The sequence below is a fragment of the Comamonas sp. NLF-1-9 genome, from assembly GCF_019195435.1.
Taxonomy (GTDB): domain Bacteria; phylum Pseudomonadota; class Gammaproteobacteria; order Burkholderiales; family Burkholderiaceae_C; genus Comamonas_C.
Map to the genome: position 1 here is coordinate 1504447 of NZ_CP078069.1, position 26162 is coordinate 1530608.

Consider the following 26162-nt stretch of genomic DNA (forward strand, 5'->3'; position numbering starts at 1 on the left):
CATCCCCTGCGGTGAACCAGGAACAGCGATCAGCCCATGGCCAGCAAACGCGACTATTACGAAGTCCTGGGCGTTCCCAAGAACGCCAGCGAAGACGAGATCAAGAAGGCTTATCGCAAACTTGCGATGAAGTACCACCCCGACCGCAACCAGGGTGACGCCGCCAGGACGGCGGAAGAGAAATTCAAGGAGGCCAAGGAGGCCTACGAGATGCTCTCCGACGGCCAAAGGCGCGCAGCCTACGACCAGTACGGGCATGCGGGCGTGGACCCGAACATGCGCGGGGGCATGGGCGGCGCGGAAGGCTTCGGCGGTTTTGCCGAGGCCTTTGGCGACATCTTCGGCGACATGTTCGGCGGGCAGCGCGCGGGCCGGGGCGGGCGGCAGGTGTACCGCGGCAGCGACCTGTCCTACGCCATGGAGGTCACGCTGGAAGAGGCGGCGAGCGGCAAGGACGCGCAGATTCGCATTCCGAGCTGGGACAACTGCGACACCTGCCACGGCAGCGGCGCCAAGCCCGGCACCAGCCCCAAGACCTGCAACACCTGCCAGGGCAGCGGCGTGGTGCAGATGCGCCAGGGTTTTTTCAGCGTGCAGCAGACCTGTCCGCACTGCCGCGGCACGGGCAAGGTGATCACCGACCCCTGCACCACCTGCCACGGCCAGGGCAAGATCAAGCAGCAGAAGACGCTGGAGGTGAAGATTCCCGCCGGCATCGACGACGGCATGCGCATCCGCTCCACCGGCAATGGCGAGCCCGGCACCAACGGCGGACCACCCGGCGACCTCTATATCGAGATCCGCATCAAGAAGCACGACATCTTCGAGCGCGACGGCGACGACTTGCACTGCCAGGTGCCGGTGAGCTTCATCACCGCGGCGCTGGGCGGCGAGATCGAGGTGCCGACGCTGGGCGGCAAGGCCGCGATCGACATCCCCGAAGGCACGCAGGCCGGCAAGCAGTTTCGCCTGCGCGGCAAGGGCATCAAGGGCATACGCGCAAGCTACCCGGGCGACCTGTACTGCCACATCGTGGTCGAAACCCCGGTCAAGCTCACCGAATACCAGCGCAAGCTCCTGCGCGAGCTGGAAGAGTCGCTGAAAAAAGGCGGTGCCAAGCATTCGCCCTCGACCGAGAGCTGGACCGAGCGCCTCAAGCGCAGCTTCTTCAGCTGAGGGCGCGCCCACGCCCGTCGATGGCGGGCGCGGCGCTCAAAGCATGTGCTCAAGAAACGCCTGGGCGCGCTCGTGTCCCGGGTCAGCAAAAAACTCGCGCGCCGGGCGCTGCGCCAGCAGCTCACCCTCGTCCATGAAGGCGACGGTGTGCGCCACCTCCCGCGCAAAGCCCATCTCATGCGTGACGACGAGCATGGTCATGCGCTCCTCGGCCAGCTCGCGCATGGTGCGCAGCACCTCGCCGGTCAACTCCGGATCCAGTGCGGACGTGGGCTCGTCAAACAGCATGATCTCGGGCTCCATGGCCAGCGCGCGGGCGATGGCCACGCGCTGCTTCTGCCCGCCGGACAGGCGCGCCGGGTAGCTGTCGCGCTTGGCCGACAGGCCCACCTTGGCCAGCAGGCGCTCGGCCCGCTGCAGTGCCTCGGCGCGCGCAACGCCCGCCACCACCATGGGCGCCTCGATCAGGTTTTCCAGCACGGTGAGGTGCGGAAACAGGTTGAAGTGCTGGAACACCATGCCGCTCTTGCGGCACAGGCGGCGGGCCTGGGCCTCGGGGGCGTAGCGGCAATGGCCTTGCGCGTCGGTGCCCACCAGTTGTTCGCCGGCGATGCGGATCTCGCCCGCGTCTATGGTTTCGAGCTGGTTCAGGCAGCGCAGAAAGGTGCTCTTGCCCGAGCCCGAAGGCCCGATCAGTGCCACCACCTCGCCGTGCGCCACCGACAGCGACACCCCGCGCAGCACCTCGTTGCTGCCGAAGCGCTTCTTCAACTGCAGCGCGGCAATCATTGGTGCATCAGGCGTCATAGCGGGCATGGTGGCGCTCCAGCCGCTGGAAGCCCCAGGTCAGCACCAGCGTCATGATGAGATAGAAGGCAGCGGCCACGATGAAGGGCGAAGTGGTGAAGTCGCGCTGCACGATGCCGCGCGCCGCACGCAGCAAGTCGTTGAGCGCCAGCACGTAGATCAGCGAAGTGTCCTTGACCAGCGTGATGGTTTCGTTCGACAGCGGCGGCAGGATGTTGCGCACCATCTGCGGCAGCACGATGCGCCGCATGGTCTGGCGGTAGTTCATGCCGAGCACGCGCGCCGCCTCGTACTGCCCGCGATCCACCGACAGGATGCCGGCGCGGAAGATCTCGGCAAAGTAGGCGGCGTAATTCAGCGTGAAGGCCACCACGGCAGAGGGAAAGTCCGGCAGACGCACGCCGACCACCGGCACGAAGGGCAGCGCAAAGTAGATGAACAGCATCTGCAGCATCAGCGGCGTGCCGCGCATCAGCCAGATGTAGCCGTTGACCGCGGCCGACAGCGCGCGCAGGTGCGACACCCGCGCCAGCGCCAGCAACAGCCCCAGCGGCAGCGCCAGCGCCACCGTGATGAAAAACAGCTTGAGCGTGACGAGCGCGCCCTGCGCGAGCGGCCCCAGCAGCGACAAAAAATAGTCCATGCGCGCCCGATGACGGCCCGCCGCGCCAGCGGGGCGCCTTTTGCGCCAGCCGGCCGCGGTCAGCCTTCTTTTACTTGACTATGTTCTTGCCGAACCACTGCTCGGAGATCTTCGCCGCCGCGCCGTCCTGCTTCATGTCGCCGAGCACCTTGTCCAGCTTGGCAAGCAGTTCGCCGTCCTCCTTGCGCAGGCCCACACCGTAGTCCTCGGTGCCGAAGTGCTCGTCCAGCACGCTGTACTGGTCGGGCTTCTTGGCCACGTAGTAGCGGCCCACCACCTCGTCGACCACCACGGCCTGCAGGCGGCCGGCGGACAAGTCCATCAGCGCGGTCACGTTGTCACCGAAGGTCTTGAATTCCTTGAAGGACTTGAACACCGCCTCGTCCTTCTTGGCCGCGTCCACGGCGCTCGAGCCCTCTTGCGCGCCCACGACCTTGCCCTCCAGGTCGGCCTTGGTCTTGATGCCCGAATCGGCCGCCACCACGATGATCTGGTGGTTTTCCATGTAGGGCGCGGTAAAGGCGATGTTCTGCTTGCGCTCTTCGGTAATCGTCAGGCCGTTCCAGAGCACGTCCACGCGCTTGCCCGAGAGCTCGGCCTCCTTGGCGCTCCAGTCGATCGGCTTGAAGCTCACCTCCAGGCCCAGGCGCTTGGCGGCCTCTTTGGCCATGTCGATGTCAAAGCCGACGAGTTCGTTCTTGTCGTCGCGAAAACCCATGGGCGGGAAGTTGTCGTCCAGCCCGACCACGATCTTGGTCACGGCGGCGGGCGCGGGCTCGGCGGCTGCGGCGGGGGCGGTCTCGGCCACCTCTTGCTTGGAGCAACCGGCAAGAACCACGCCCAGGCTCAACAGGGCGACAGCGGCAAATTTCTTCATGGTCAGAGCATCCTCGGTGAAAGACGAACGCCGATGCCAGTCATCGGCAAAGCGTGGGATTGTCCCATTGATCGCAGCCACCGGCGCCTATTCGCCCTGCTGCGGCTTGGGGTGGACGCCAGCGCCGGCTTCGATCGGCGGCGCCCCGAAGCGCGCGCCCAGTTGCTGGCGCAGGCCGAACTCGTCCAGGATTGCAGCAAGCCGCTGCTGGGCGCTGCGCTTTCTCTGGCCGTGGTAGCGCGCGATGATCAACTCGTTCTTCAGGCTGTGCTCCCAGCCCACGAGCTCGGTCACCGTTACCTGGTAGCCGCTTGCCTCCAGGCGCAGGCAGCGCAGCACGTTGGTAATCTGGCTGCCGAGCTCGCGCGTATGAATCGGGTGGCGCCAAAGCTCGGCCAGCGGCGTGCGCGCCAGGTTCAGCGCCTTGTTCTGGCGCAGGCCGCGCGCGACCTCTGCCTGGCAGCAGGGCACGAGCACCATGGCGCGCGCCTGCTTGGCCAGGCCGAAGTCGATCGCGTCGTCGGTAGCGGTGTCGCAGGCATGCAGCGCGGTGACGATGTCGAAGCACGCGGGCAGATCGGCCCGCGCGGCCGCGTCGGCCACCGCCATGTCCAGAAAGCGCATGCGCTCAAAACCCAGGCGCTGCGCCAGCTCGCGCGAGCGCTGCACCAGCTCGGCGCGCCATTCGATGCCGACCACTTGCCCGCGCCCCAGCGGTTTGAAAAACAGGTCGTAGAGGATGAAGCCAAGGTAGGATTTGCCCGCGCCATGGTCAGCCAGCAAGGGCGCATGGCCAGCGTGCGCCAGCTCGTCCAGCAGCGGCGCGATGAACTGGTAGAGGTGATAGACCTGCTTGAGCTTGCGCCGCGAGTCCTGGTTCATCAGGCCGTCGCGCGTCAGGATGTGCAACGCCTGCAGCAGCTCCAGCGACTGCCCCGGGCGCAGCTCGGCCAGCACCGCCTGGCGTGCCTGCGCGGCGTCGATCGCCTGTTTGCGCGTCATAAGCACAGTCCCGCGCGTGCCTGGGCGCTACCGGGCAAGCCGATGAAACGCTTCAATAACTGTAGCTTGCAGCGCTTGTCCATCAAGGCTTCAAGGCCAAAAACACTCTTCATTTCCATCTTTCACCCAGATCTTGCTGCGGCTGCGTGTCTCGTGCGCTGCCGGTCTTGGGCCAACCAGCGCCGCACCATTCAAGCACCGGCCGCGCCCGCTTGCGCCTCGCTGCGCTGCAATTGCCGCTGCAGCGCCCAGGCCAGGCCTGCGCCACACAGGCTGCACGAGCCCAGAATCAGCCAGGTCCACTGCCAGCCGCCCGCAAGACTCGCTACCCAAGCGACGAAGGGCGGGCCGACAAACTGGCCTATGGCCGACCACTGCAGCATCCAGCCCATGGTGGGCGAGACGGTCTGCACGTCCGGCGCCAGCCGCGGCGCCAGGCCGAACAAGGCACCCGGAATCATGCCGCCCAGACAGGAAAACAGCAGCGCTCCGCCATAGCGCAGCAGCGGCGCCTGCGCCGTTGGCGTGGCAAACGCCAGGAATACGCCCAGCGCCATGGCGCCAAACGCGGCCCAAAGCACCCGGCGCGGCGCCACGCCGCGCGAGAGCAGGCGCCCGGCCGCCACGTTGCCTACCATGTTGATCGCCGCCACACCCGCGGTCAGCACCGCGCCCAGCGTGCCGCTCCAGCCCGAGGCGGCATAGAGCACGGGCAAAAAACCGATCACCGACAGCCACTGCGCGGAATAGACCGCAAAAGTCAGCGCCAACAGCCAGGGCCCACGTGCGCCCAGCGTGCGCCGCAGGCGCCTGGGCCAGCCGTGGTCGCCGCCGGCGCGCGGCGGGTCGGGCGGCACGCTGAGCGCAAGCCAGACGGCCATGGCCAGCGAGATCGCGGCAATCAGCCACCACCAGCCCGGCCAGTCGATCCGCGCCATGACGTCGGGCCCGGTGAGCAGCGCAAGCGCCGTGCCCAGCGGCATGAAGGTGCCCCAGAAGCCCAGCACCCGCGTGCGGCTGGCGGGCGGCACGCTGCGCGCGATCAGTGTGGGCGCGGGCACCGTGGTCATGAGAAAGCCCAGGCCCTCGACCGCGCGCAGCAGCAGCAGCGCCTGCACGCCGTCGGCAAAACCGCCGGCAAAGCCGGCCGCGGTGAGCAGTCCCAGGCCCGTGAGCATGCTGCGCCGCAGTCCGATGCCATCGCCCACCAGCCCGGCGACGATGCCCAGCGCCATCGAGGCGAGCTGCACCAGCGACAGCAGAAAGCCGGCCTGCACCAGGGTGATGCCCAGCTCGCGCTGCAGCACCGGCACCGCCGGCGGCAGCTTGGCGACATGCAGGGCGGCGGCCACCCCGGCGAGGATGACGACCAGCGCGATGCGCGCGCCCGGCTCGGCCGCAGGCTTCATGCAAGCAGCCGCCGACCGGTCAGGCGCTCGTGCTCGCGCAGCGCAAAGCGGTCTGTCATGCCGGCGATGAAGTCCGCCACCACGCGCATGCGCCGCGCTTCGCCCGCGGCGGCCCGGGCGTGCGCTGCCTGGCGTGCGGGCAGTTGCCGCGCATCGCCCCGGTAGGCGGCAAACAGCTCTCGCACCACCTGCTGGGCCGCGTCCATGGTGGCCAGCACCTGCGGATGGCGGTAGAGCTTGGCAAGCAGAAATCGCTGCAACTGCTGCACATCGGCGCGCATCGCCGGCGAAAACGCCACCAGCGGCGGCAGACCGCGCACCGCATCCACGCTTGCGGGCGCGGCGGCCTGTACCGCCGCGCCGGTGGTCGCGATCACGTCGTACACCTGGTCGCTGAGCATGCGGCGTATGGTTTCGTACAGCAGCCGGCGCTCGCCGCGTGCCAGCGCCGCAGCGTCCTTCAGCGCCGGATAGCGCTCAGCCACCTGGGCCAGGTAGCGCGCCACCAGCGGCACCTCGGCGAGCTGCTCCAGCGAGAGCAGGTTGGAGCGCACGCCGTCGTCCACGTCGTGCGCGTTGTAGGCGATGGCGTCGGCCAGATTGCACAGCTGCGCCTCCAGGCTGGGCTGGCGGCCGAGCACAAAGCGCTCGCCCACGCCGCCGGGCTCCAGCGCCTCAAGCTGCTCGGCGTTGCGCCGCGAGCAGTGCTTGAGGATGCCCTCGCGCGCTTCGAAGGTGAGGTTCAGGCCGTCGTAGGCGGGGTAGCGCTGCTCCAGCCGGTCGACCACACGCAGGCTTTGCAGGTTGTGCTCGAAGCCCCCCCAGTCGCGCATGCAGTCGTTGAGCGCCTCCTGCCCCGCATGGCCAAACGGCGTGTGCCCGAGGTCGTGCGCCAGGCAGACTGCCTCCACCAGGTCTTCATTGAGCTTGAGCGAACGCGCGATCGAGCGGCCGAGCTGCGCGACCTCCAGCGAGTGCGTGAGGCGCGTGCGAAACAGATCACCCTCGTGGTTGACGAAGACCTGGGTCTTGTACTCCAGCCGACGAAAGGCCGAGGAATGCACGATGCGGTCGCGGTCGCGCTGGTAGTCGCTGCGCGTGGCGTCCGGCGCCACCGGCCAGCGCCGCCCGCGCGTATGCGCCGGATCGCAAGCGTAGGGCGCAAGAACACTATTCATGACAAAATACGGTCCAAACGCCCGCCCAGCAAGCGCAAGCAGCTATCAAAACAGAAGTCAAGCCACACAGCAAGCGTCAATGACCTCGCGCACCAGCGCGTCCGGCGCCGGCCGCACCAGCGCCCTGCCCGGGCCGTCGATCAGCACGAAGCGGATCTCGCCCGCCTCTGCCTTCTTGTCCACGCGCATCAGCTCCAGGTAGCGCCCCGCATTGTCCTGCGCATCGAGCACCGGCGCCTGCGTGGGCAGACCGGCGCGCGCAAGCAGTGCGCGCAGGCGCTGCACGAAACGGCCGTCGACCAGGCCCAGGCGCAGCGACAGCTCGGCGGCCATCACCATGCCCGCTGCCACGCCCTCACCGTGCAGCCACACGCCATAGCCCATGCCGGTCTCGATCGCATGGCCGAAGGTGTGGCCGAAGTTGAGGATGGCGCGCAGCCCCGATTCGCGCTCGTCCTGCGCCACCACATCGGCCTTGATCTCGCAGCAGCGCTTGACCACGTGCGCCAGCGCCGCCTTGTCGCGCGCGCGCAGCGCGTCCATGTGCGCCTCCAGCCAGTCAAAAAAGGCCATGTCGGCGATCGGCCCGTACTTGATCACCTCGGCCAGGCCCGCCGACAGCTCGCGCTCGGGCAGCGTATCGAGCGTGGACAGGTCGCAGACCACCAGCCTCGGCTGGTAGAAGGCCCCGATCATGTTCTTGCCCAGCGGATGGTTGATCGCGGTCTTGCCGCCGACGCTGGAGTCCACCTGCGCAAGCAAGGTCGTCGGCACCTGCACGAAGGGCACGCCGCGCATGTAGCAGGCGGCGGCAAAGCCGGTCATGTCACCGACCACCCCGCCGCCGAGCGCGAACAACACCGTCTTGCGGTCGCAGCCGTGGGTGAGCAGGGCTTGGAAGATCAGGTTGAGGGTTTGCCAGTCCTTGTGCGCTTCGCCGTCGGGGAGGGTGACGGTGTGCAGCCGCCCATAGTGCGGGCGCAGGCGCTCGGCCAGGGCCTGCGCGTAGAGCGGCTGCACGAGCGTGTTGCTCACGATCATGGCCGCCGTTGCCGCAGGAAAGGCAAGGCCTTGGGCATGGTCCTGCGTGATCAAAGCGTCGGCGATCTCGATGGAGTAGCTGCGCTCTCCCAGCTCGATGGCAACGGTGTGATGGATGGCGGTCATGGCTAAGGCGGGACGATGGATGTTCAAACGAAGCGGCAATGATGCCGCAGGGGACGTGAAAAGCCCCCGGCACTGGCGTACCGGGGGCTTTCCTGGTTTAGAAGCAGCCCTTGGCGATCACGGGCAGGCCGCGCCGCCTGCTTGCGTCACTGGAATCTTCACGGATTGCTCCGCAATGTCACTACCAGCTACTACCCTCACCAACACCGTAGGCCCCGGGGCTGTTCCGGCGGGAGCCGCTGGGCACGCAGGCGCAGCCCAATCGAGCTTGCCTGTCGCGGCGTCCAAAGTCACTCCAGACGCGGAGCCCATCAACTGCCACGTCTTCGTGCCACCACTACCGCCGGTGGTGAAGAACGTATAACTGTATGAGGAGCCCGCCTCTGCAGGAGGCAGAGTGCAGGTTGCCCCCGGCGTACAGCCGCCAATCGCAAGCTTCGGCACCACGGGCGGGTCACCCACCTTCAATGCCACATTGGCACTGGCACTCTTGCCCTGGCTGTCGGTAACGCGAACCACGAAGTTGAACTGCCCGCCCATGCCGCCGCTGGGCGTGCCGGAGAGCACGCCATCCGAGCTCATGGCCATTCCCGCAGGGAGGCTGCCGGACACCGACCAAGTGTAGGGCGCCAGACCGCCGCTGGCGCTGAAGGCATAGGCGTAGGGCACGCCGTAGGGGGCATCGGGCAAGGTGGCCGCGGCAATGGTCACCGGATCGGTGGCGATCTGGTTGGACACGATCACGACCAGCGTCTGCACGATCGGATCCTGGATGCCGTTGGCCACGTTGCCATCGGCACGGTCGGTCGTCAGGCGCAGCACGATGCTGCCTTGCTGCGTGCCGCTGGAGAGGCTGAACAAGCCGACGCCCGCGGTCGTGCCGACCTGAACCACCCCGCCCGACTGCGGGCCGGCCAGCAAGCGGGCGCCGACCGCGCCGCTGCCGCCCATGATCTCCACCTGCATGTTGGCGCCGTCGACGGGCTGGTTGGCGTCGTCGAGCACCCGCGCCTGGATTGCGGTAGAGGTTGCGCCATTGATGGCGTTGCCCTGGGTCGTCAGCACCGGGGTCAGTGCCACGCCGCGGATGCTGGCGGCACGCCCCGTGGCTGCTCCCACGGTGATGTCTATGCTGGCCGAGGGGTTGCTCTTGTCGCTCGGGTCACCCACGGCGCATACGATGGTCGCCGTGCCCGCCTGGTCACCCGCATGGAAGTGGAAAGAATTGCCGCCGGCGTTGGCGCCGAGATCAATCGTACGGAAGGGGCTGGGTACCTTGACGGTGCTGCCATCGGGCAGCTTCACTTCGTGCATGTGCTCGTCCTTGCCGTCCAGGTAATACAGCGACCCGGACGACAGGCCATAGGCGATGGTGCAGCCAAAGATGTCTTCTCCCCCGGGAATGGGGGTGCCATTCTTGGTCGCGCGCACGTAGAGCACGGTCGTGTAGGGCGCCGATACGCCTATGCCCGGGCCGACGTTGTCGATGTTCAGCGGAAGCTGGGTACGTTCGGCGCGCAAGGTGATTTCATAGCCGGTGTTGGTGTCACCGGGGCTGCCACCACCCCCGCCGCAGGCCACCAGGCCGATCGCGCTGGCGGCCGACAAGGCCGCAATCTTCAGAATTTTCATGTCTTCCCCGTTTGGATGATTCAAGGATTCAACGTATCGGCCCGCGCTCGGAAATGACCTTGGGCGTGATGAAGACCAGCATTTCGCGCTTCTCGGCGGTCTTGGTGGTGTTCTTGAACAGGTTCCCAACGATGGGCACGTCGCCCAGGAAGGGCACCTTGTTGACCTGGCTGGTGTCTTCCATCTCGAAGATGCCGCCGATGACGACGGTGCCGCCGTTTTCCACCAGCACCTGGGTGGTGATGTGCTTGGTGTCTATGGCCACGCCCTGGCCGGTGTCTTCGCCGCGGCTGTCCTTGTTGACGTCCAGGTTCAGGATGATGTTGCCCTCGGGCGTGATCTGCGGCGAGACCTCCAGCTTGAGCACCGCCTTCTTGAAGGCGATGGTGGTCGCGCCATTGGGCGCGGTGACCGAATACGGGTATTCCGTACCCTGCTCGATCAGCGCCTTGGTCTGGTCGGCGGTGATCAGGCGCGGGCTGGAGATGATCTTGCCCTGGCCGTCGGCTTCCAGCGCCGAGAGCTCGAGCGACAGGAAGCGGTTGGCCGCGGCGTTGAAGATGGACAGCGCGAAGGAGCCGGGGCTGGTGTCGCCCGACAGCTTGGCCGGCAGATTGACGAAGTTGCCGCTCACGTCCACCGGGCCGCCGAAACCGGTGGAGTTGGTGGCATTGCTGTAGTTGGTACCCAGGGCAAGGCGGTTGCCGCCAAACAGGTTGTAGCCGCCGTCACCGCCCTTTTGCGCGCGCAGATCGCCGCCGCCCAGGCGCACGCCCAGAGAGCGGCCGAAGGTGTCACGCGCCTCGACGATGCGCGCCTCGATCATCACCTGGCGCACCGGCACGTCCAGCGACTGCAGCAGCTTGGTGACCTCTTCGAGCTTGCTGGCAATGTCCGTCACGAACAGCTGGTTGGTGCGCGGCTCGGCCATGACGCTGCCGCGCTCGGACAGGAAGCGGTTCTGGCCCGAGCCCCCGCCGCCCCCGCCGGCAGTCGACTGGCCGGTGAGCTGGCCGACCAGATCGGTCGCCTTGGCGTAGTTGAGTTGGTAGGCCTGCGAGCGCAGTGGCTCCAGCCCCTGCTTGGCCTTGATGGCTTCGAGGTCCTTCTTTTCGCGCTCGTCGATCTCGTCCTTGGGCGCGATCCACAGCACCGTGCCGGTCTTGCGCATGCCCAGGCCCTTGGCGTCCATGATGATTTGCAGCGCCTGGTCCCAGGGCACGTCCTTCAGGCGCAGGGTCAGCGCGCCGGTGACGGTGTCGGAGGTGACGATGTTGAAGTTGGTGAAATCGGCGATCACCTGCAGCAGCGAGCGCACGTCGATGTTCTGGAAGTTCAGCGAGAGCTTCTCACCCGTGTAGTTCGGCCCCTGCGCGAGCTTGTTGACGTCCACCTTCTTGGCGCGCACTTCCACCACGAACTGCTGGTCGCTCTGGTAGGCGCTGTGGTCCCAGTCGCCCACGGCCTTGATCGTGACGCGCACGCGCTCACCGCGCTGCTCGGCCGCGATGGTCTGCACGGGGGTGCCGAAATCGGTGACGTCCAGGCGCCGGCGCAGTCCCTCGGGCAGCGAGGTGTGCGGTATGTCGAGCACCAGGTCCTTGCCCTGCTGCTGGATATCCACGCCGACTTCGCTGCTGCCCAGTTGCAACACCACGCGACCGGCCCCGTCGGTAGTGCGCCGGAAATCAAGATCCCTGAGCGCGGTGACCTCGGAGCTGGCCACGCTGCTCGTCGGCGCAAGCAGCGCGGGCGAGCTCGACGTGCTTGCGGCGCTCGTGCTGGAAACCGGATCGAGCGACACCAGCACGGTCTTGTCCTGCAGCTGCGTCTTGTACGACGTGGCTTGCTTGAGGTTGAGCACCACGCGGGTGCGGTCCCCCACTTGCACCACGTTGGCGGTGCGCAGATTGCCCTGGTTGATCTCGACCAGCGAGCGGCCCAGCGCGTTGGTCACCTCGGGGAAATCGAGCGCAATGCGCGCCGGGCTCTGGATCGCGAAGCCCGCCGGCGGCTGGCTGGGCGCTTCGGACAGCTCGATGCGCAGCACCTCGGCGCCGCCCTGGACGTAGCCGGTAACCGACTCTATGGCCCCTGCAGCGTGTGCGGCCGAGATGCCCAGGCCGCCCCACAGGGCTGCGCCGAGCACCAAGGCAGCGCGCGAATAGTGGATCGTCGTGCGCTTCATCATTTCTTTGCCCCTGTTCCCTCTTGCAACTCAAGCGTCGTCATGCGCTCCACCCAATCGCCGGATTGATCCTGGACTATCTCTCGCACCTGCATGCTGGTTTCGTTGATGGCCATGATCTTTCCGTAGTTCTGACCCAGATAATTGCCCACTTGCACCTGATAGAGCATCTTGTCCACTGTCACGAGCGCGGTAGGCTTGCCGCTCTTGACCATGCTGCCCACCATGGTCACGGTGTCCAGCGGGTAGGCTTCAAGCGGCTCCTTGCGGCGCGTCAGTTCGGGCGCGATCAGCGAGGCGTTGCCCGCGCTCTCCTGCGTGTCGCGGCGCAGCGCCTGGGTGAGCTTTTGCGCGTTGAACGGATCGATGCCGTCGCCCGCCAGGTAACCCTGCGGAGAAAATTCGACCGGCTCCTTGAGCGGCGTGACGTGGGGCTTGGTGTTGGCGCGCAGGTCGGCCATCCATTGACGCAGATCGTCCTGGCCCGCCGGCTGGCAGCCTGCAAGCACGATGGCGCCACCGCACAGCGCGCCGAATATCAGGGTACGACTGCTCATTTCTTGTTGCCCTTCGCCGTGGCCTGCTTCTGCGCCTCGATCTCGCTCGCGTCCAGGTAGCGGAAGGTGCGCGCGGTCGCGTCCATCCGCAGGCCCGAGCCCACGTCCTTGTCGTTGGCCGGCGCGATCTTCAGATCGTTCAAGGTGACGATGCGCGAGAGCTTGGCCACATCGGCCGCGAATTCACCCATGTCGTGGTAGCGACCGGTCACGCGCACCGCGATCGGCAGCTCGGCGTAGTAGTCGCGCGTGATGATCTGCCCCGGGCGGAACAGCTCGAACTGCAGACTGCGACCCAGGCCCGACTGGTTGATGTCCGACAGCAGGGCCGGCATTTCCGCCTTGCTGGGCAACTGCTTTTCAAGCTGCAGCACGTACTGCTGTATCTGCGCGCGCTGCTTCTTGAGCAGATCGAGGCTCACCGCCTTGACCAGCTTCTTCTGGTAGTCGTCCTTGAGCGTCTGCTCCTTGGCTTGTTCGGCCTGCAGCTCGTCCTGGTAGTCCGAGAGCATCACGAACCACATCAGCGCGGCCACGCCGACCGCGATGAACACGCACAGCAGCACGCGCGGCAGCACCGGCCACAGCGAGGGGTCCTTGGGGTCGAGGTTCTGGAACTGGCGCCCCAGATCCGCCTGCAGCTTGGCGAAATCCATCCCTTGGTTCTTGTTTCTCGTGGCCATCTTCACTTCCTCGGGGCGGGGTTGGCCGCTTCCATGGCCTTCTTGGCTTCGGCGCTGCGCGCCAGGTGAAAGCTCAGCGTGAACGAGGCCACGCGCCGCTGGTCGCGCGCCGACAGCGAGATGTTCGCCGCGACGATCTCCGCCAACTGCGGTTTGGTGAACCAGGGCGTGTTGTCCGAGAGGTTGCGCAGCATCTCGGAGATGCGCTCGTTGGACTGCGCCATGCCCTTGAGCGTGACGACTTGCCCGGTCTGCGACAGGCTGGTCAGATAGACGCCGTCGGGCAGTTGCAGCACCAGCTCATTGAGCATGTGCACCGGCAGGTTGCGGTCCGCCTGCAGGTCTTCCACCGCTTTCTGGCGCGCGCGCAGCGCGGTGATTTCTTCCTCGATGTTGGCGATCTCGCTGATCTGCTTGTCGAGGACGGCTGTCTCGCTCTTGATGAAGTTGTTGCGCGCCTGCTGGTTGTCTATCGCCGCCTGAAACCACAGATAGATGGCGCCGGCGATCGCCAGGCCGATGATGGCCGACAGCAGCATCAGCGCCTGGAAGGTCTCGCGGCGGCGCTTGCGCGCGGCCTCGCGGTGCGGAAGGAGGTTGATCAGGATCACGGCAGAAACCTCCGCATGGCCAGGCCGCACGCCGTCAGATACCCGGGCGCCTCGCGCGCCATCTTCTTGACGCGCACGGCGCTGCCGATTTCCATGCCTTCAAAGGGGTTGACGATGCTGGCGGCAAAGCCGGTCCCGGCGGTCACCGCATCGGTCAGCCCATGCAGGGCGGCGGAGCCGCCGGCGATCAGGATGCGATCGACCCGGTTGTAGGGTGTACTCGTGAAGAAAAACTGCAGCGCGCGGCCGATCTCCTGCGCCATGCCTTCGACAAAGGGCTGCAGCACGGCGCTGCGGTAGTCCTCGGGCAGGTCGTCGTTGCGCTTCTTGGCTTCGGCCTCTTCCAGCGAAAAGCCGTACTGGCGCACGATGTGCTGGGTGAGCTGGGCGCCGCCGAAGCCCTGGTCGCGCTCGTACAAGACCTCTTCGTTGCGCATGACCTGCATGCTCGTGGTCATGGAGCCGACCTCGAACAAGGCCACGACCGCATCCACGCCCTGGTTGGGCATGGCCTGCACCAGGCGCGAAGCGGCCAGGCGCGCCGCATGGGATTCGACGTCGATCACCACCGGCTTGAGGCCCGCGGCTTCGGCCAGGCCCTCGCGGTCCTGCACCTTCTCGCGCCGGGACGCGGCAATCAGCACGTCCACATCGCCCGGGGCATTCTTGCTCGGGCCGACCACGCAGAAATCCAGGCTGACTTCATCGAGCGAGAAGGGAATGTACTGATTGGCCTCGGACTCGACCTGCACCTCCATCTCCTGGTCGGTCAGGTCCGCGGGCAGCGTGATCCGCTTGGAAATCACCGCCGAGGAAGGCAAGGCCATGGCCACGTTCCTGGTACGTGAACCGCTCTTCTTGACCAGGCGTTTGACGGCTTCGGCGACCTCATCGAACTTTTCGATGTTGCCGTCCGAGATCCAGCCCGGCTCCAGGGGCTCGATCACGCAGCGCTCGAGCACCCAAGCACCAGCCTTGTCACGCCCGAGTTCAACCAGCTTGGCGCTCGAAGAACTGATGTCTATGCCCAACAAAGGGGCCGGCTGGCGACTGAACAACGACCCCATTGAAATCAAGATGCCCCCCGGTGGATATTCGAAAGCGTGCAATCAAAGTTGACACGTCACTTGCATGCTAGCAGCAAAGTTGTTATGCAGGAAAGACTTTCCAGACGTTTTTACCGAAGGGACGTTGTCAAAAGCTGACGAATGCGCAGCGCCGCGGGCGGCGCGCTCGCGCGCCCGCGCGGGCCGCTTCACACTGTAACCCGCTGCAGGGCGCGCATTTCTATAATCGCCGGTTCGCCATTGCCAAGCCCTTATGCCTTCGGACCCCGAGCACACCCGACCTCCCGCCCGCCAAGCCCGCGCATGGCGCTGGCTTTGGCGCCTGCTCGCCTGGCTGGCCGGCCTCGCCGCAGCAGGGGTGCTGGCGGCGGCGCTGCTGGTGGCCATTGGCCTGGCCATGGCCTACCCCAAGCTGCCGGACGTCTCTGACCTGGCCAACTACCGGCCCAAGCTGCCGCTGCGGGTGTTTTCCGTCGAAGGCGCGCTGCTGGGCGAGTTCGGCGAAGAGCGGCGCAACCTCACGCCCATTCCGGACATTCCCAAGGTCATGACCGATGCGGTGCTGGCCGTGGAGGACGCGCGCTTCTTCGAGCACGGCGGCGTCGACTACAAGGGCGTGGCGCGCGCGGTGCTGGCCAACCTGGGCCGCGTCAAGAGCCAGGGCGCATCCACCATCACCATGCAGGTGGCGCGCAACGTCTATCTGTCTTCGGAAAAGACCTTCACGCGCAAGATCTACGAGCTGCTGCTGACCTTCAAGCTCGAGCACCTGCTGAGCAAGAACCAGATCCTCGAGATCTACATGAACCAGATCTATCTGGGCAACCGCGCCTACGGCTTTGCGGCGGCCGCCGAGGCCTACTTCGGCAAACCGCTCAAGTCGATCACCGTCGCCGAGGCGGCGATGCTCGCCGGGCTGCCCAAGGCGCCGTCGGCCTACAACCCGATCAGCAACCCCAAGCGCGCCCGCGCACGCCAGCTCTACATCATCGACCGCATGCTGGAAAACGGCTTCATCAGCGCCGAGCAGGCGCGCGAGGCCAAGGCCGAACCGCTGAAGCTGCGCAGCCCCGGCGAGAGCCGCACCCGCGTGCACGCCGAGTACGTGGCCGAGATGGCGCGCCAGATGGTCTACGCGCAGTACGGCCCGGACACCTACACCCGCGGCCTGAACGTCTACACCACGCTGCAGGCGGGCGAGCAGGACGCGGCCTACAAGGCGCTGCGCCAGGGCATCATGAATTACGAGCGGCGCCAGCACTACCGCGGGCCCGAGGCCTTCGTCTCCCTGCCCGAGCAGGCCGATGCGGCGGAAGACGTGATCGACGACACCTTGCTGAACCACCCGGACAACGGCGAGGTGCTGGCCGCCGTGGTGCTGCAGGTCGAGCCGAAAAAGGTCACCGTGGCGCGCCCCGACGGCCAGGTGATCGAGGTCAGCGGCGACGGCCTCAAGCCGGTGCAGTCGGGGCTTGCGGCCAAGGCGCCCGCCGAGATCAAGCTGCGCCGTGGCGCGGTGGTGCGCATCGTGCAGACGCCCAAGCAGAGCTGGGAGATCACCCAGTTGCCCGAGGTCGAAGGCGCCTTTGTCGCGATGGATCCGCGCTCGGGGGCGATCCGCGCGCTGGTCGGCGGCTTCGACTTCGAGAAGAACAAGTTCAACCACGTCACGCAGGCCTGGCGCCAGCCTGGCTCCAGCTTCAAACCCTTCATCTATTCGGCGGCGCTGGAAAAAGGCTTCACCCCCTCGACCATGGTGGACGACGCGCCGCTGTACTTCAGCGCCGAGCAGACCGGCGGCAAGCCCTGGGAGCCGAAGAACTACGACGGCAAGTACGACGGCCCGATGCCGCTGCGCACCGGCCTGGCCAAGTCCAAGAACATGGTCTCGATCCGCGTGCTGCAGGCCATAGGCCCCAAGACCGCCCAGACCTGGGCGACGCATTTCGGCTTTGAGGCGGACAAGCACCCGGCCTACCTCACGATGGCGCTGGGCGCAGGCTCGGTCACGCCGCTGCAGATGGCCAGGGCCTATTCGGTGTTTGCCAATGGCGGGCACCTGGTCAACCCCTACCTGATCGCGCGCATCACCGACCAGCAGGGCAACGTGCTCAATGAATACCAGCCGCCGGCAGCCGACACCCTGCCCCAGGCGATCAGCGCGCGCAACGCCTTCGTGATGGACAGCCTGCTGCAGGAAGTCGCGCGCTCAGGCACGGCGGCGCGCGCCCAGGCCACGCTCAAGCGCCCCGACTTGTACGGCAAGACCGGCACCACCAACGACGAGGTGGACGCCTGGTTCGCCGGCTTTCAGCCGACGCTTGCGGCCGTCACCTGGATAGGCTACGACACCCCGCGCAACCTGGGCAGCCGCGAGACCGGGGGCGGCCTGTCGCTGCCGGTATGGATAGACTTCATGCAGTACGCGCTCAAGAGCGTGCCCGTGACCCAGCCCACGGTGCCGCCGGGCGTGACCAATGTCGGCGGCGAGTGGTATTACGACGAATACGCACGCGGCGCGGGTGTGGCCAGCCTGCTCGATGGCAGCGGCGCAAGCGAGGACGCGACCCCGGTGCGCCCCACGAGCGAGGAGCGCAACCGCATCCTCGACCTGTTTCGCAATTGAGCACCTGAGCGCAGGCCATGTCCCCTTCCCGGCACGCCTCCCTTGCCGTCCGCCTGAGCCTCCTGGCGAGCAGCGTGGCGCTTGCTTCCTGCGGGCAGCGCGGCCCGCTCTACCTGCCCGCGCCCGAAACGCCCGCCCCCGCCACCGCAGCCACGCCCGTCACCGCGCCCGCCAGCACGGCCGGGCCTGCCCCGCAGACCACGCAAGACGCGGCCTCCGCGCGCCGCAAGCAACCATGAACCACGCCGCTCCCCTGCCCGGTCACCCGCACCTGCACTACCGAGGCGGCACGCTGCAGCTCGAAAACGTGCGCCTTGCCGACCTGGCGCAGACGTACGGCACGCCGCTGTACGTCTATTCGCGCGCAGCCATGCTCGACGCGCTGGCCGCCTACCAGCGCGGCTTTGCCGGCCGCCGCGCGCGCATCTGCTATGCGATGAAGGCCAACTCCTCGCTCGCCGTGCTGCAGGTCTTCGCGCGCGCCGGCTGTGGCTTCGACATCGTCTCGGGCGGCGAGCTGCAGCGCGTGCTCGCCGCCGGCGCCGATCCGGCCACGGTAGTGTTTTCCGGCGTCGGCAAGACGCGCGGCGAGATGCACCAGGCGCTGCAGGCGGGCATCGCCTGCTTCAACGTCGAGAGCGAAGCCGAACTCGAGGTGCTGAGCGCCGTGGCCCAGGCGCTGGGCACGCGCGCACCGGTGAGCATCCGCGTGAACCCGAACGTCGATGCCCACACCCATCCCTATATTTCCACCGGGCTCAAGGGCAACAAGTTCGGCATCGCGCACGAGCGGGTGCTGGCCACCTACCGGCGTGCGGCGCAACTGCCGGGCCTGCAGGTCAAGGGCATAGACTGCCACATCGGCTCGCAGATCACCGAAGAGACGCCTTACCTGGACGCCATGGACAAGGTGCTGGACCTGGTGCAGGCGGTGGAAGCCCAGGGCACGCGGCTCGAGCACATCGACTTCGGCGGCGGCCTGGGCATCGACTACCAGGGCGACACCCCGCCCGCAGCCGATGCGCTCTGGGCCAAGCTGCTGGCCAAGGTGGACCAGCGCGGTTACGGCCAGCGCCTGCTGATGGTCGAGCCCGGGCGCTCGCTGGTGGGCAACGCCGGCGTGTGTCTGACCGAGGTGCTCTACCTCAAGCCCGGCGAGCAGAAGAACTTCTGCATCGTCGATGCGGCGATGAATGATCTGCCGCGCCCCATGATGTACGAGGCCTACCACGCCATCGTGCCGCTGGACCCAAGCTCGTCCGCGCCACCCCAGACCTACGACGTGGTCGGCCCGATCTGCGAAAGCGGCGACTGGCTGGGACGCGAGCGCAGCCTGGCGGTGCAGCCTGGTGACCGGCTGGCGGTGCTGTCGGCCGGCGCCTACTGCAGCGCCATGGGCAGCAACTACAACACCCGCGCGCGTCCGGCCGAAGTGCTGGTCGATGGGGCGCAAGTCCACCTGATCCGCGAGCGCGAAGCGATCAGCGACATCTTCCGTGCCGAGCGCCTGCTGCCAGACGAATAATCCAGATCAAAACCGGCTCCAGCCCTTTCTGGACAAGCGCTTCAAGCTATATTTACGATAGTGTTGCGGCGTGGGAGCCTGCGCCGCGGCGCGCACGCATCCACCACAGCAGCCGCGCGCCCAGCAGCACCGCCAGCAGCGCGCCATAGGCATACACCTCGGCAAAGTCGCGCTTGCCCGCGCGCATCAGGAAGAAGTGCGCCAGGGCCAGCAGCGCCGCCAGATAGATGCTGCGGTGCAGCCGCTGCCAACTGCGCCCGCCCAGGCGCCGGATCACCGGGGCAAACGAGGTCGCCCACAAGAGCAGCAGCAGCGCGTACGCGGCCATGCCCAGGAGGATGAAGGGGCGCTGCAGCACGTCGCGCACGATGGCCGGCATCTCCAGCCCCATGTCCAGCACCGCATAGCACAGCAGGTGCAGACAGGCATAGCTGAAGCTGAAGAGGCCGAGCATGCGGCGCACCCGCGCCAGAGCCGGCCAGCCGAGCAGCCGGCGCAGAGGCGTTACGGCCAGCGTGGCGCAGAGCAGGCGCAGCGTCCAGTCGCCGCTGCTGCGGATCAGGCGCTCGGCAGGGTTGGCGCCCAGGCCATCGGTCGCCGCGCCCCAGGCCAGATAGAGCGCGGGCAGCAGACACAGGGCAAACAGCGCCGGTTTGAGCGCGCGCCCTGCCAGCGTCTGCCATTGGCGCGCCGCCATCAGTAATATTTCTTCAGATCCATGCCCGCATAGAGCCCGGCGACCTGGTTGGCATAGCCGTTGAACGGCAGCGTCGTGCGGCGCTTGGCGAACAAGCCCCCTTCGCCTATGCGCCGCTCAGTGGCTTGGCTCCAGCGCGGGTGCGCCACCTCGGGGTTGACGTTGGAATAAAAGCCGTATTCCTGCGGGGCGGCGACGTTCCAGGCCGTGGCCGGCTGCTGCTCCACCAGACGGATGCGCACGATGCTTTTGGCGCTCTTGAAGCCATATTTCCAGGGCACGACCACGCGCAGCGGCGCGCCGTTTTGCGGCGCCAGCACGCGCCCGTACATGCCGAAGGCCAACAGCGTCAGCGGGTGCATGGCTTCGTCCAGGCGCAGGCCCTCCACATAAGGCCACTGCAGGATGGCGCTGCGCACGCCCGGCATGCTGGCCTTGTCGGCCAGGGTTTCGAACTGCACGTAGCGCGCGCTGCCCATGGGTTGCACCCGCGCAAGCAAGGCCGACAGCGAATAGCCGACCCAGGGAATCACCATGGACCAGCCTTCGACGCAGCGCAGGCGATAGATGCGCTCTTGCATAGGCGCAAGCCGCAGCAGCGCGTCGATATCGAGCGTCTGCGGCTTGTGCACCAGGCCGCCCAGCTCCACCGTCCAGGGCCGGGTGCGCAGGCGGTGCGCATGCTCTGCCGGATCGGTCTTGCCGGAGCCGAATTCGTAGAAATTGTTGTAGCCGGTGGCATCCTCGAAGCGCGTGATCGGCTCCATGGTCATTGCCGCGTCGACCTTCGAGGGTTCCCTCTTGAGCGGGGCCAGATCCTCCTGGGCGATCTGGCGCGCCTGAGCGGCGGGCAGCCACTGCGCCAGCGCCAGCCCCGCGCCTGCCGTGCCTGCCTTGCGCAGCCAGGAGCGCCGGCGCAGGTAAAGCGGCTCGGGCGTGATCTCGCTGGGATGGATGGCTGTCGATTCGCCAGGCTGGGGCAGCAGCAACATGGCCGGTCTCCGTTAGAGCCGCCCGCGCCAGCGCGGACGCAAAAAAACAGGCAGGCGCCCGTAGGCGGCCTGCCTGCATTGGAGTGTCCCGGGCGGCGCGGTGTTCCGCGCCCGCCGCAAATCAGCGCAATCCGGCGATGTAGTCCGCCAGGCCTTGCACCTCGCGGTCGGTCAGGTACTTGGCTACGTCGTGCATGGTCGCGCTGTTGGCGCGCTTGCCGTCACGGAACTCGGCCAGCTGCTTGATGGTGTAGTCCTGATGCTGACCGGCCAGGCGCGGGTATTGCGCCGGAATGCCCGCGCCGTTGGGGCTGTGGCAGCCGGCGCAGGCGGCCACGCCGCGGTCTTGCGCGCCGCCGCGGTAGATGCGCTCACCCACCGCTGCAAGCTCGGCATTCTTGGCAGCGCCGTCCTTGGCCTTCTGCGCGCCGAGCCAGGCCGAGACGTTGAGAATGCCCGCATCGTCCAGCGTGGCGGCCATGCCTTGCATTACCGCATCCTCGCGCTTGCCGGACTTGAACTCGTGCAACTGCTTGGCCAGGTACTCGGGAAACTGCTGCGCCAGCGAGGGGGTATTGGGCAGCATGGAATTGCCGTCGGCCCCGTGGCAGGCAGCGCACACCGCCGTGTAACTGGCCTCCCCTTGGGCTGGGTCGGGCTTGGCCGGGCCATCAGCGGCGATGGCGCTGACCGAGGAAACCGCCAGCGCGGCAGACATCAGCAGGGAGGCAATCAGCTTCATAGGGACGGTCTTGAGGTTACAGGCGCAAAAACCTCCGGATTCTACAATGCCGCCCATTGCCCTTCGACGCCTTCCATGCCGCCATCCAGCCCCGCCGACACCAGCAGCGCCGCGCCCGTCGCCATCGATGGCCGCGCCGCCATGGCCTGGATGCACACCGCCCGGTTTTTCACCACCGCCGCCCAGCTGCACCAGTTGCCCGAGGTGCAGGTGCCCGAGATCGCCTTCGTCGGCCGCTCCAACGCGGGCAAGTCCACAGCCATCAACACCCTGGCGCAGCAACGTCAACTGGCCTTCGCCTCCAAGAAGCCGGGGCGCACCCAGCACATCAACCTGTTTGCGCTCGGCCGCCAGGGCGCGCTGGAGGCGGTGCTCGCCGACCTGCCCGGCTATGGCTATGCGGCGGTATCGCGCGAGGACAAGCTGCGCTGGCAGCGCGTGATGCTCAACTACCTGGTGCAGCGCAAAAGCCTCAGCGCCTTCGTGCTGCTGTGCGACCCGCGCCTGGGCCTGACCGAGCTCGACGAAGCGCTGCTGGACGCGCTGCGACCGCGCGTGCAGGCGGGGCTGAAGTTTCTGGTGCTGCTCACCAAGGCCGACAAGCTCACGCGCGCGCAGCAGGCCAAGGCTTTGTCCATCACCCGGCTGCAGGCCGGCGGCGGCGAGGTGCGGCTGTTTTCCGCGCTGAGCAAACAAGGGGTCGAAGAAGTGGCGCAGTTGCTCTGGCAATGGACCCGCCCCGAGTCGAACGCTACGGCGACTCCCGAGTCTGCACCGCCAGCGCCGCCCGAAGAGGCCTGAGGCAAGGCGCGCGGGGCTTGCCAGCCTCGCCTCAGCGCCGCCCGCCCCCCAGCGGCCAATCCGGCATGGCCTTGGCCACGGCATGCACCACTATCGCGCAGACCGCGCACTTGAGCAGATCGCCCGGCACGAAGGCCAGGTCCAGCAGCAAAGCCTTTTGCAGCGGCAGGGCGGCAAACTGCATCAGCCCGAGGATGCCGCTCGCGTGCAAGAGCAGCACACCCCCGACGGCCGATGCCACGAAGGCGCTGATGGCCGCGTGCAGTGGCGTGGCGCGCGGCAATCTGCCCATCAACAGCCCCGTGGCAGCCGCCGCCAGCATGAAGCCGACGAGGTAGCCCGAAGTGGGCGCGGCAAACGCCCCCAGCCCGCCGCGTCCGCCCGCCAGCAGCGGCAGGCCGGCCGCCACGGCAAGCTCGAACAAGAGCATGGCCTGAAAGCCGCGCCGCGCCCCGAGAAAGCAACCGGCCAGCATGGGCCCGAGCGACTGCAGCGTGATGGGCACGCCAAACGGCAAGTCCAGCTTGGGAATCAGGCCCAGCACCGCCGTCAGCGCGGCAAACAGAGCGACCTGCACCATCGCATGGGAGCGCTCGCGGCTCAGGGTCTCGGGCATGGCGGGGCGGTCTTTCGCGTTCGGTGAAAGCGGCGGATTCTAGGGCGGCGCTGAACAAGCCTCCGCGAGGGCGCGCGCCCTCAGCGGTACACCGACTCCTGCCCGGGCGGGCGGGTCTTGAAGCGGCGGTGCACCCAGTAATACTGCGCCGGCATGGTGCGGATCGCGGCCTCCAGCTCGCGGTTCATGCGCGCGGTATCCGCCGCCACGTCGTCACTGGGAAAGTCCTGCCAGGCGGGCGTCAGATGGGCCTCGTAACCCTCGGGCGTGATGCGCGTGTACAGCGCCAGCACCTTGGCCCGACCCAGGCGCGCAAAGCGCGACAGCGAAGGCAGCGTGGCGGCATCGGGCACGGCAAAGAAGGGCACGAAGAGCGAACCTGCCGCGCCGTGGTCCATGTCCGGCAGCAGGTACAACAGCCCGCCCTTGCGCAGGCAGCTGATGATGGGCTTGACCCCTTCGGCGCGGTTGAGCATGCGCGAGGCGCCAAAGCGCTGGCGCCCGGCGGTGAGCCAGGCGTCGAGCACCGGATCGGGGTTGGCGGTATAGATCGAAGTGAACTCGCGCCGGCTGCGCAGCGGCAGCGCCAGACCACCCGCGTCCATGCCATAGAAGTGCGGCGCGAACACGATGATGGGCACAGGCTCGTCGAGCTCGGCGACCGCGCCGGTGAGCTTGACGCGCGCGCGCACCAGCGCTTCAGGGCCGCTCCACAGCCAGCCGCGGTCCAGAAAGGTCTGGCAGAAAGCCACGAAAGAAGCGCGCGCCCAGGCGCGGCGCTGCGCTTCGGGCACATCGGGAAAGCACAGCTGCAGATTGCGCAGCGCCACTTCGCGCCGCGGCCGCGCCAGCACGAAGAGCAGGCGCCCGACGCCGCTGCCCAGAGCGCGCAGCCAGGGCAGCGGCAGGCGCCCGAGCAGATTGAGGCTGGCGATCGCCAGTCGCGTCATCAAGCGGCCACCTCTGGCTCGCGCGGCTGTTTGTAGCGCCCATAACCCCACAGGTATTGCTGCGGGCATTGCCGGATCTGCGCTTCCAGCGCGGCATTGATCTGGCGCACGGCCACATCCAGCTCGGGAGACAGTGCCTGCTCCAGCGCCTGCAGGTGCAGCACATAGCCGCGCCCCAGGCGCAGGCGCTCGCAGCGCGCCAGGACCACGGCCGCGCCGGTCTGCTGCACCAGCCGCGCAGCCAGTGTCATGGTGTAGGCTTCACGGCCGAAAAACGGCGCCCATACGCCCATGCCCCGGGGCGGCACCTGGTCGGGCAGCAAGCCCACGGCGGCGCCGCTGCGCAAGGCCTTGATCATCTGGCGCACCCCTTGAAGACTGGTAGGCACGGCGCGTATGCCCGGGCGCTGGCGCGCCTGGGCCAGCACCTGCGCGAGCCAGGCCTGGCGCGCCGGCCGGTACAGGATGGTGAACGGCCCGTGCGCCGGCGCCCAGCGGCGCGCGCCCTCTTGCACCGACAGCTCGAAGCAGCCGATGTGCGGCGTGAGGAAGACGATGCCCCGCCCCGCGGCCCATGCCCGCTCCACGCATTCGGCCCCGCGCACCTCGCAGCGCGGCAGCGCCGCGCGCAGCCACAGCCGCGGCGCCTCGGCCACCATGCGCCCGGCGTGGCCCACCGCCGAGCCGACGCTGCGCAGCGAATAGCCGGCCTGCTGCGCATGCGCGATGAAGCGGCGCCGATAAGTGGGCGACAGCGCAAACACCATCCAGCCCAGCAGCGCGCCCAGGCCGTGCAGCAACCACAGCGGCAGCAGAGACAAGAGACGAAGGATCAGGGGCATTCACTACAATGGCGCGGTCGCCGAGTTAACCGAGCAACTTGCAGGGCGACGTGAAACAAGACTGCTAAAGCGTTCGCCGCAAAGCTCCTGAGGAGGCTTGGGCAACGCCCCAAATGCTTAGAAACCAGGAGTTTATGCACAAATGGCGAGCGACTTTCTCTTCACTTCCGAATCCGTCTCCGAAGGCCATCCCGACAAGGTGGCCGACCAGATTTCCGACGCCATCCTCGACGCCGTTCTTGCCCAGGACGCCCGCTCACGCGTCGCTGCAGAAACCCTGACCAATACCGGCCTCGTGGTGCTGGCCGGCGAAATCACCACCAACGCCCAGGTCGATTACATCCAGGTAGCGCGCGACACCATTCGCCGCATCGGCTACGACAACACCGACTACGGCATCGATTACAAGGGCTGCGCGGTGCTGGTCGCCTACGACAAGCAGAGCAACGACATCGCCCAGGGCGTGGACCAGGCGAGCGACGACCACCTGAACACCGGCGCGGGCGACCAGGGCCTGATGTTCGGCTACGCCTGCGACGAGACCGATACGCTGATGCCCGCGCCCATCTACTACGCGCACCGCCTCGTCGAGCGCCAGGCGCAGCAGCGCAAGAGCGGCGCGCTGCCCTTCCTGCGCCCCGACGCCAAGAGCCAGGTGACGATGCGCTACATCGACGGCAAGGTGCACAGCATTGACACCGTGGTGCTCTCCACCCAGCACAGCCCGGACCAGTCCGAGACGCCGACGAAGATGAAGGCCAGCTTCATCGAAGCCGTGGTAGAGCAGATCATCAAGCCGGTGCTGCCCGCCGAATGGCTCAAGGACACCAAGTACCTGATCAACCCCACGGGGCGCTTTGTCACCGGCGGGCCGCAGGGCGACTGCGGCCTGACCGGGCGCAAGATCATCGTCGACACCTACGGCGGCTCCTGCCCGCACGGCGGTGGCGCCTTCAGCGGCAAGGACCCGACCAAGGTGGACCGCAGCGCCGCCTACGCCTGCCGCTACGTGGCCAAGAACATCGTCGCTGCGGGCCTGGCGCGCCAATGCCAGATCCAGGTGGCCTACGCCATCGGCGTGGCGCGGCCGATGAACGTCACGGTCTACACCGAAGGCACGGGCGTGATCCCGGACACGCGGATTGCCGAGCTGGTGGCCCAGCACTTCGACCTGCGGCCCAAGGGCATCCTGCAGATGCTCGACCTGCAGCGCCCGATCTACACCAAGACCGCCGCCTACGGCCACTTCGGCCGCGACGAACCCGAATTCACCTGGGAGAGAACGGACAAGGCCGCGCTGCTGCGTGCAGCAGCGGGGTTGTAAACCTTGAAGGTGCGCAGCAACTTCAAGCGGCCTTGCACCACAAGCCGCGC

Annotated in this window: 25 protein-coding genes; 6 read left to right on the forward strand and 19 right to left on the reverse strand. The window is 67.3% G+C overall.

The window, feature by feature from the left end; translation table 11 throughout:
• Positions 1–36 precede the first annotated feature (36 nt).
• On the forward strand, positions 37–1176 hold the full coding sequence (dnaJ, locus tag KUD94_RS07300; RefSeq protein WP_218239127.1) for a molecular chaperone DnaJ: 1140 nt from the start codon (positions 37–39) through the stop codon (positions 1174–1176).
• A gap of 36 nt (positions 1177–1212) precedes the next feature.
• Here dnaJ and KUD94_RS07305 read toward each other — a convergent pair whose 3' ends face one another.
• The 13 genes from KUD94_RS07305 to KUD94_RS07365 form a co-directional block, all read right to left on the reverse strand.
• Positions 1213–1992, reverse strand: a complete 780-nt coding sequence (locus KUD94_RS07305) for an amino acid ABC transporter ATP-binding protein (protein WP_304516296.1) — start codon at positions 1990–1992, stop codon at positions 1213–1215.
• Positions 1973–2626 (reverse strand): amino acid ABC transporter permease, encoded by a 654-nt coding sequence (locus KUD94_RS07310; RefSeq protein ID WP_146913278.1) that lies wholly within the window; start codon positions 2624–2626, stop codon positions 1973–1975. Before KUD94_RS07310 ends, KUD94_RS07305 begins: the two co-directional genes overlap by 20 nt.
• 70 nt (positions 2627–2696) lie before the next feature.
• Positions 2697–3503 (reverse strand): amino acid ABC transporter substrate-binding protein, encoded by an 807-nt coding sequence (locus KUD94_RS07315; protein ID WP_218239128.1) that lies wholly within the window; start codon positions 3501–3503, stop codon positions 2697–2699.
• Positions 3504–3590: 87 nt separating this feature from the next.
• Positions 3591–4505 carry an SAM-dependent methyltransferase gene (locus KUD94_RS07320; RefSeq protein ID WP_218239129.1) on the reverse strand — a complete coding sequence of 305 codons (915 nt, stop codon included), beginning with the start codon at positions 4503–4505 and terminating at the stop codon, positions 3591–3593.
• Between the two features lie 191 nt (positions 4506–4696).
• Positions 4697–5914 (reverse strand): CynX/NimT family MFS transporter, encoded by a 1218-nt coding sequence (locus KUD94_RS07325; RefSeq protein ID WP_218239130.1) that lies wholly within the window; start codon positions 5912–5914, stop codon positions 4697–4699.
• A complete protein-coding gene (locus tag KUD94_RS07330; protein WP_218239131.1) occupies positions 5911–7092 on the reverse strand; it encodes a deoxyguanosinetriphosphate triphosphohydrolase in 1182 nt (393 codons plus the stop codon). The genes KUD94_RS07325 and KUD94_RS07330 overlap by 4 nt, the downstream gene beginning before the upstream one ends.
• A 57-nt stretch (positions 7093–7149) precedes the next feature.
• Positions 7150–8259 (reverse strand): 3-dehydroquinate synthase, encoded by a 1110-nt coding sequence (gene aroB, locus KUD94_RS07335; protein ID WP_218239132.1) that lies wholly within the window; start codon positions 8257–8259, stop codon positions 7150–7152.
• A 117-nt stretch (positions 8260–8376) separates the two neighbouring features.
• Positions 8377–9891 (reverse strand): Ig domain-containing protein, encoded by a 1515-nt coding sequence (locus tag KUD94_RS07340; RefSeq protein ID WP_218239133.1) that lies wholly within the window; start codon positions 9889–9891, stop codon positions 8377–8379.
• Positions 9892–9919: 28 nt separating this feature from the next.
• The gene (gene pilQ / locus KUD94_RS07345; protein WP_218239134.1) at positions 9920–12082 is read right to left on the reverse strand and encodes a type IV pilus secretin PilQ; all 2163 of its coding nucleotides are present in this window, start codon (positions 12080–12082) and stop codon (positions 9920–9922) included.
• On the reverse strand, positions 12079–12636 hold the full coding sequence (locus KUD94_RS07350; RefSeq protein WP_255568643.1) for a pilus assembly protein PilP: 558 nt from the start codon (positions 12634–12636) through the stop codon (positions 12079–12081). Before KUD94_RS07350 ends, pilQ begins: the two co-directional genes overlap by 4 nt.
• A complete protein-coding gene (locus tag KUD94_RS07355; RefSeq protein ID WP_218236265.1) occupies positions 12633–13319 on the reverse strand; it encodes a type 4a pilus biogenesis protein PilO in 687 nt (228 codons plus the stop codon). The genes KUD94_RS07350 and KUD94_RS07355 overlap by 4 nt, the downstream gene beginning before the upstream one ends.
• 2 nt (positions 13320–13321) lie before the next feature.
• A complete protein-coding gene (locus KUD94_RS07360) occupies positions 13322–13930 on the reverse strand; it encodes a PilN domain-containing protein (protein WP_218236267.1) in 609 nt (202 codons plus the stop codon).
• Complete coding sequence (locus tag KUD94_RS07365; RefSeq protein ID WP_218236269.1) at positions 13927–14997, reverse strand: pilus assembly protein PilM; 1071 nt, start codon at positions 14995–14997, stop codon at positions 13927–13929. The genes KUD94_RS07360 and KUD94_RS07365 overlap by 4 nt, the downstream gene beginning before the upstream one ends.
• A 253-nt stretch (positions 14998–15250) precedes the next feature.
• Between KUD94_RS07365 and KUD94_RS07370 the strand changes: the two genes are divergently transcribed.
• Genes KUD94_RS07370 through lysA form a run of 3 tightly spaced genes read left to right on the forward strand, consistent with a single transcriptional unit; the run spans position 15251 to position 19148 of the window.
• A complete protein-coding gene (locus KUD94_RS07370; protein ID WP_218236271.1) occupies positions 15251–17623 on the forward strand; it encodes a penicillin-binding protein 1A in 2373 nt (790 codons plus the stop codon).
• A gap of 17 nt (positions 17624–17640) precedes the next feature.
• The gene (locus KUD94_RS07375) at positions 17641–17862 is read left to right on the forward strand and encodes a lipoprotein (RefSeq protein ID WP_218236273.1); all 222 of its coding nucleotides are present in this window, start codon (positions 17641–17643) and stop codon (positions 17860–17862) included.
• Positions 17859–19148 (forward strand): diaminopimelate decarboxylase, encoded by a 1290-nt coding sequence (gene lysA / locus KUD94_RS07380; RefSeq protein WP_218236274.1) that lies wholly within the window; start codon positions 17859–17861, stop codon positions 19146–19148. The genes KUD94_RS07375 and lysA overlap by 4 nt, the downstream gene beginning before the upstream one ends.
• Positions 19149–19200: 52 nt before the next feature.
• Here the strand turns inward: lysA and KUD94_RS07385 are convergent, their stop codons facing one another.
• From KUD94_RS07385 to KUD94_RS07395, 3 genes are all read right to left on the reverse strand, one after another.
• Entirely contained in the window at positions 19201–19845 is a 645-nt protein-coding gene (locus KUD94_RS07385) for a sulfite oxidase heme-binding subunit YedZ (RefSeq protein ID WP_218236276.1), read from the reverse strand.
• Entirely contained in the window at positions 19845–20837 is a 993-nt protein-coding gene (gene msrP / locus KUD94_RS07390) for a protein-methionine-sulfoxide reductase catalytic subunit MsrP (protein WP_218236278.1), read from the reverse strand. The genes KUD94_RS07385 and msrP overlap by 1 nt, the downstream gene beginning before the upstream one ends.
• 121 nt (positions 20838–20958) lie before the next feature.
• The gene (locus tag KUD94_RS07395) at positions 20959–21579 is read right to left on the reverse strand and encodes a cytochrome c (protein ID WP_218236280.1); all 621 of its coding nucleotides are present in this window, start codon (positions 21577–21579) and stop codon (positions 20959–20961) included.
• A gap of 75 nt (positions 21580–21654) precedes the next feature.
• Here KUD94_RS07395 and yihA point away from each other — a divergent pair, with 75 nt between their 5' ends.
• Positions 21655–22380, forward strand: coding sequence for a ribosome biogenesis GTP-binding protein YihA/YsxC (yihA, locus tag KUD94_RS07400; protein WP_218236282.1), 726 nt, complete (start codon positions 21655–21657; stop codon positions 22378–22380).
• 31 nt (positions 22381–22411) lie between these two features.
• On the opposite strand, the gene KUD94_RS07405 is transcribed toward yihA, so the two are convergent.
• The 3 genes from KUD94_RS07405 to KUD94_RS07415 form a co-directional block, all read right to left on the reverse strand.
• Entirely contained in the window at positions 22412–22996 is a 585-nt protein-coding gene (locus KUD94_RS07405) for a biotin transporter BioY (RefSeq protein WP_218236284.1), read from the reverse strand.
• Between the two features lie 80 nt (positions 22997–23076).
• Entirely contained in the window at positions 23077–23946 is an 870-nt protein-coding gene (locus KUD94_RS07410; protein ID WP_218239223.1) for a lysophospholipid acyltransferase family protein, read from the reverse strand.
• On the reverse strand, positions 23946–24788 hold the full coding sequence (locus tag KUD94_RS07415) for a lysophospholipid acyltransferase family protein (protein WP_218236286.1): 843 nt from the start codon (positions 24786–24788) through the stop codon (positions 23946–23948). Before KUD94_RS07415 ends, KUD94_RS07410 begins: the two co-directional genes overlap by 1 nt.
• Positions 24789–24930: 142 nt before the next feature.
• Here KUD94_RS07415 and metK point away from each other — a divergent pair, with 142 nt between their 5' ends.
• Positions 24931–26112, forward strand: coding sequence for a methionine adenosyltransferase (gene metK, locus KUD94_RS07420; RefSeq protein WP_218236288.1), 1182 nt, complete (start codon positions 24931–24933; stop codon positions 26110–26112).
• Positions 26113–26162: the final 50 nt, after the last annotated feature.

Bases quoted from the DNA above. Each gene is read 5' to 3' on its own strand.
- KUD94_RS07370 (WP_218236271.1), top strand. From the start codon at position 15,251: ATGCCTTCGGACCCCGAGCACACCCGACCTCCCGCCCGCCAAGCCCGC.
- aroB (WP_218239132.1), bottom strand. From the start codon at position 8,259: ATGACCGCCATCCATCACACCGTTGCCATCGAGCTGGGAGAGCGCAGC.
- KUD94_RS07415 (WP_218236286.1), bottom strand. From the start codon at position 24,788: ATGCCCCTGATCCTTCGTCTCTTGTCTCTGCTGCCGCTGTGGTTGCTG.
- pilQ (WP_218239134.1), bottom strand. From the start codon at position 12,082: ATGATGAAGCGCACGACGATCCACTATTCGCGCGCTGCCTTGGTGCTC.
- msrP (WP_218236278.1), bottom strand. From the start codon at position 20,837: ATGTTGCTGCTGCCCCAGCCTGGCGAATCGACAGCCATCCATCCCAGC.
- KUD94_RS07405 (WP_218236284.1), bottom strand. From the start codon at position 22,996: ATGCCCGAGACCCTGAGCCGCGAGCGCTCCCATGCGATGGTGCAGGTC.
- KUD94_RS07385 (WP_218236276.1), bottom strand. From the start codon at position 19,845: ATGGCGGCGCGCCAATGGCAGACGCTGGCAGGGCGCGCGCTCAAACCG.
- KUD94_RS07355 (WP_218236265.1), bottom strand. From the start codon at position 13,319: ATGGCCACGAGAAACAAGAACCAAGGGATGGATTTCGCCAAGCTGCAG.
- KUD94_RS07305 (WP_304516296.1), bottom strand. From the start codon at position 1,992: ATGCCCGCTATGACGCCTGATGCACCAATGATTGCCGCGCTGCAGTTG.
- lysA (WP_218236274.1), top strand. From the start codon at position 17,859: ATGAACCACGCCGCTCCCCTGCCCGGTCACCCGCACCTGCACTACCGA.
- KUD94_RS07325 (WP_218239130.1), bottom strand. From the start codon at position 5,914: ATGAAGCCTGCGGCCGAGCCGGGCGCGCGCATCGCGCTGGTCGTCATC.
- KUD94_RS07310 (WP_146913278.1), bottom strand. From the start codon at position 2,626: ATGGACTATTTTTTGTCGCTGCTGGGGCCGCTCGCGCAGGGCGCGCTC.
- yihA (WP_218236282.1), top strand. From the start codon at position 21,655: ATGCCGCCATCCAGCCCCGCCGACACCAGCAGCGCCGCGCCCGTCGCC.
- KUD94_RS07375 (WP_218236273.1), top strand. From the start codon at position 17,641: ATGTCCCCTTCCCGGCACGCCTCCCTTGCCGTCCGCCTGAGCCTCCTG.
- KUD94_RS07365 (WP_218236269.1), bottom strand. From the start codon at position 14,997: ATGGGGTCGTTGTTCAGTCGCCAGCCGGCCCCTTTGTTGGGCATAGAC.
- KUD94_RS07315 (WP_218239128.1), bottom strand. From the start codon at position 3,503: ATGAAGAAATTTGCCGCTGTCGCCCTGTTGAGCCTGGGCGTGGTTCTT.
- KUD94_RS07395 (WP_218236280.1), bottom strand. From the start codon at position 21,579: ATGAAGCTGATTGCCTCCCTGCTGATGTCTGCCGCGCTGGCGGTTTCC.
- KUD94_RS07320 (WP_218239129.1), bottom strand. From the start codon at position 4,505: ATGACGCGCAAACAGGCGATCGACGCCGCGCAGGCACGCCAGGCGGTG.
- dnaJ (WP_218239127.1), top strand. From the start codon at position 37: ATGGCCAGCAAACGCGACTATTACGAAGTCCTGGGCGTTCCCAAGAAC.
- KUD94_RS07350 (WP_255568643.1), bottom strand. From the start codon at position 12,636: ATGAGCAGTCGTACCCTGATATTCGGCGCGCTGTGCGGTGGCGCCATC.
- KUD94_RS07410 (WP_218239223.1), bottom strand. From the start codon at position 23,946: ATGACGCGACTGGCGATCGCCAGCCTCAATCTGCTCGGGCGCCTGCCG.
- KUD94_RS07340 (WP_218239133.1), bottom strand. From the start codon at position 9,891: ATGAAAATTCTGAAGATTGCGGCCTTGTCGGCCGCCAGCGCGATCGGC.
- KUD94_RS07330 (WP_218239131.1), bottom strand. From the start codon at position 7,092: ATGAATAGTGTTCTTGCGCCCTACGCTTGCGATCCGGCGCATACGCGC.
- metK (WP_218236288.1), top strand. From the start codon at position 24,931: ATGGCGAGCGACTTTCTCTTCACTTCCGAATCCGTCTCCGAAGGCCAT.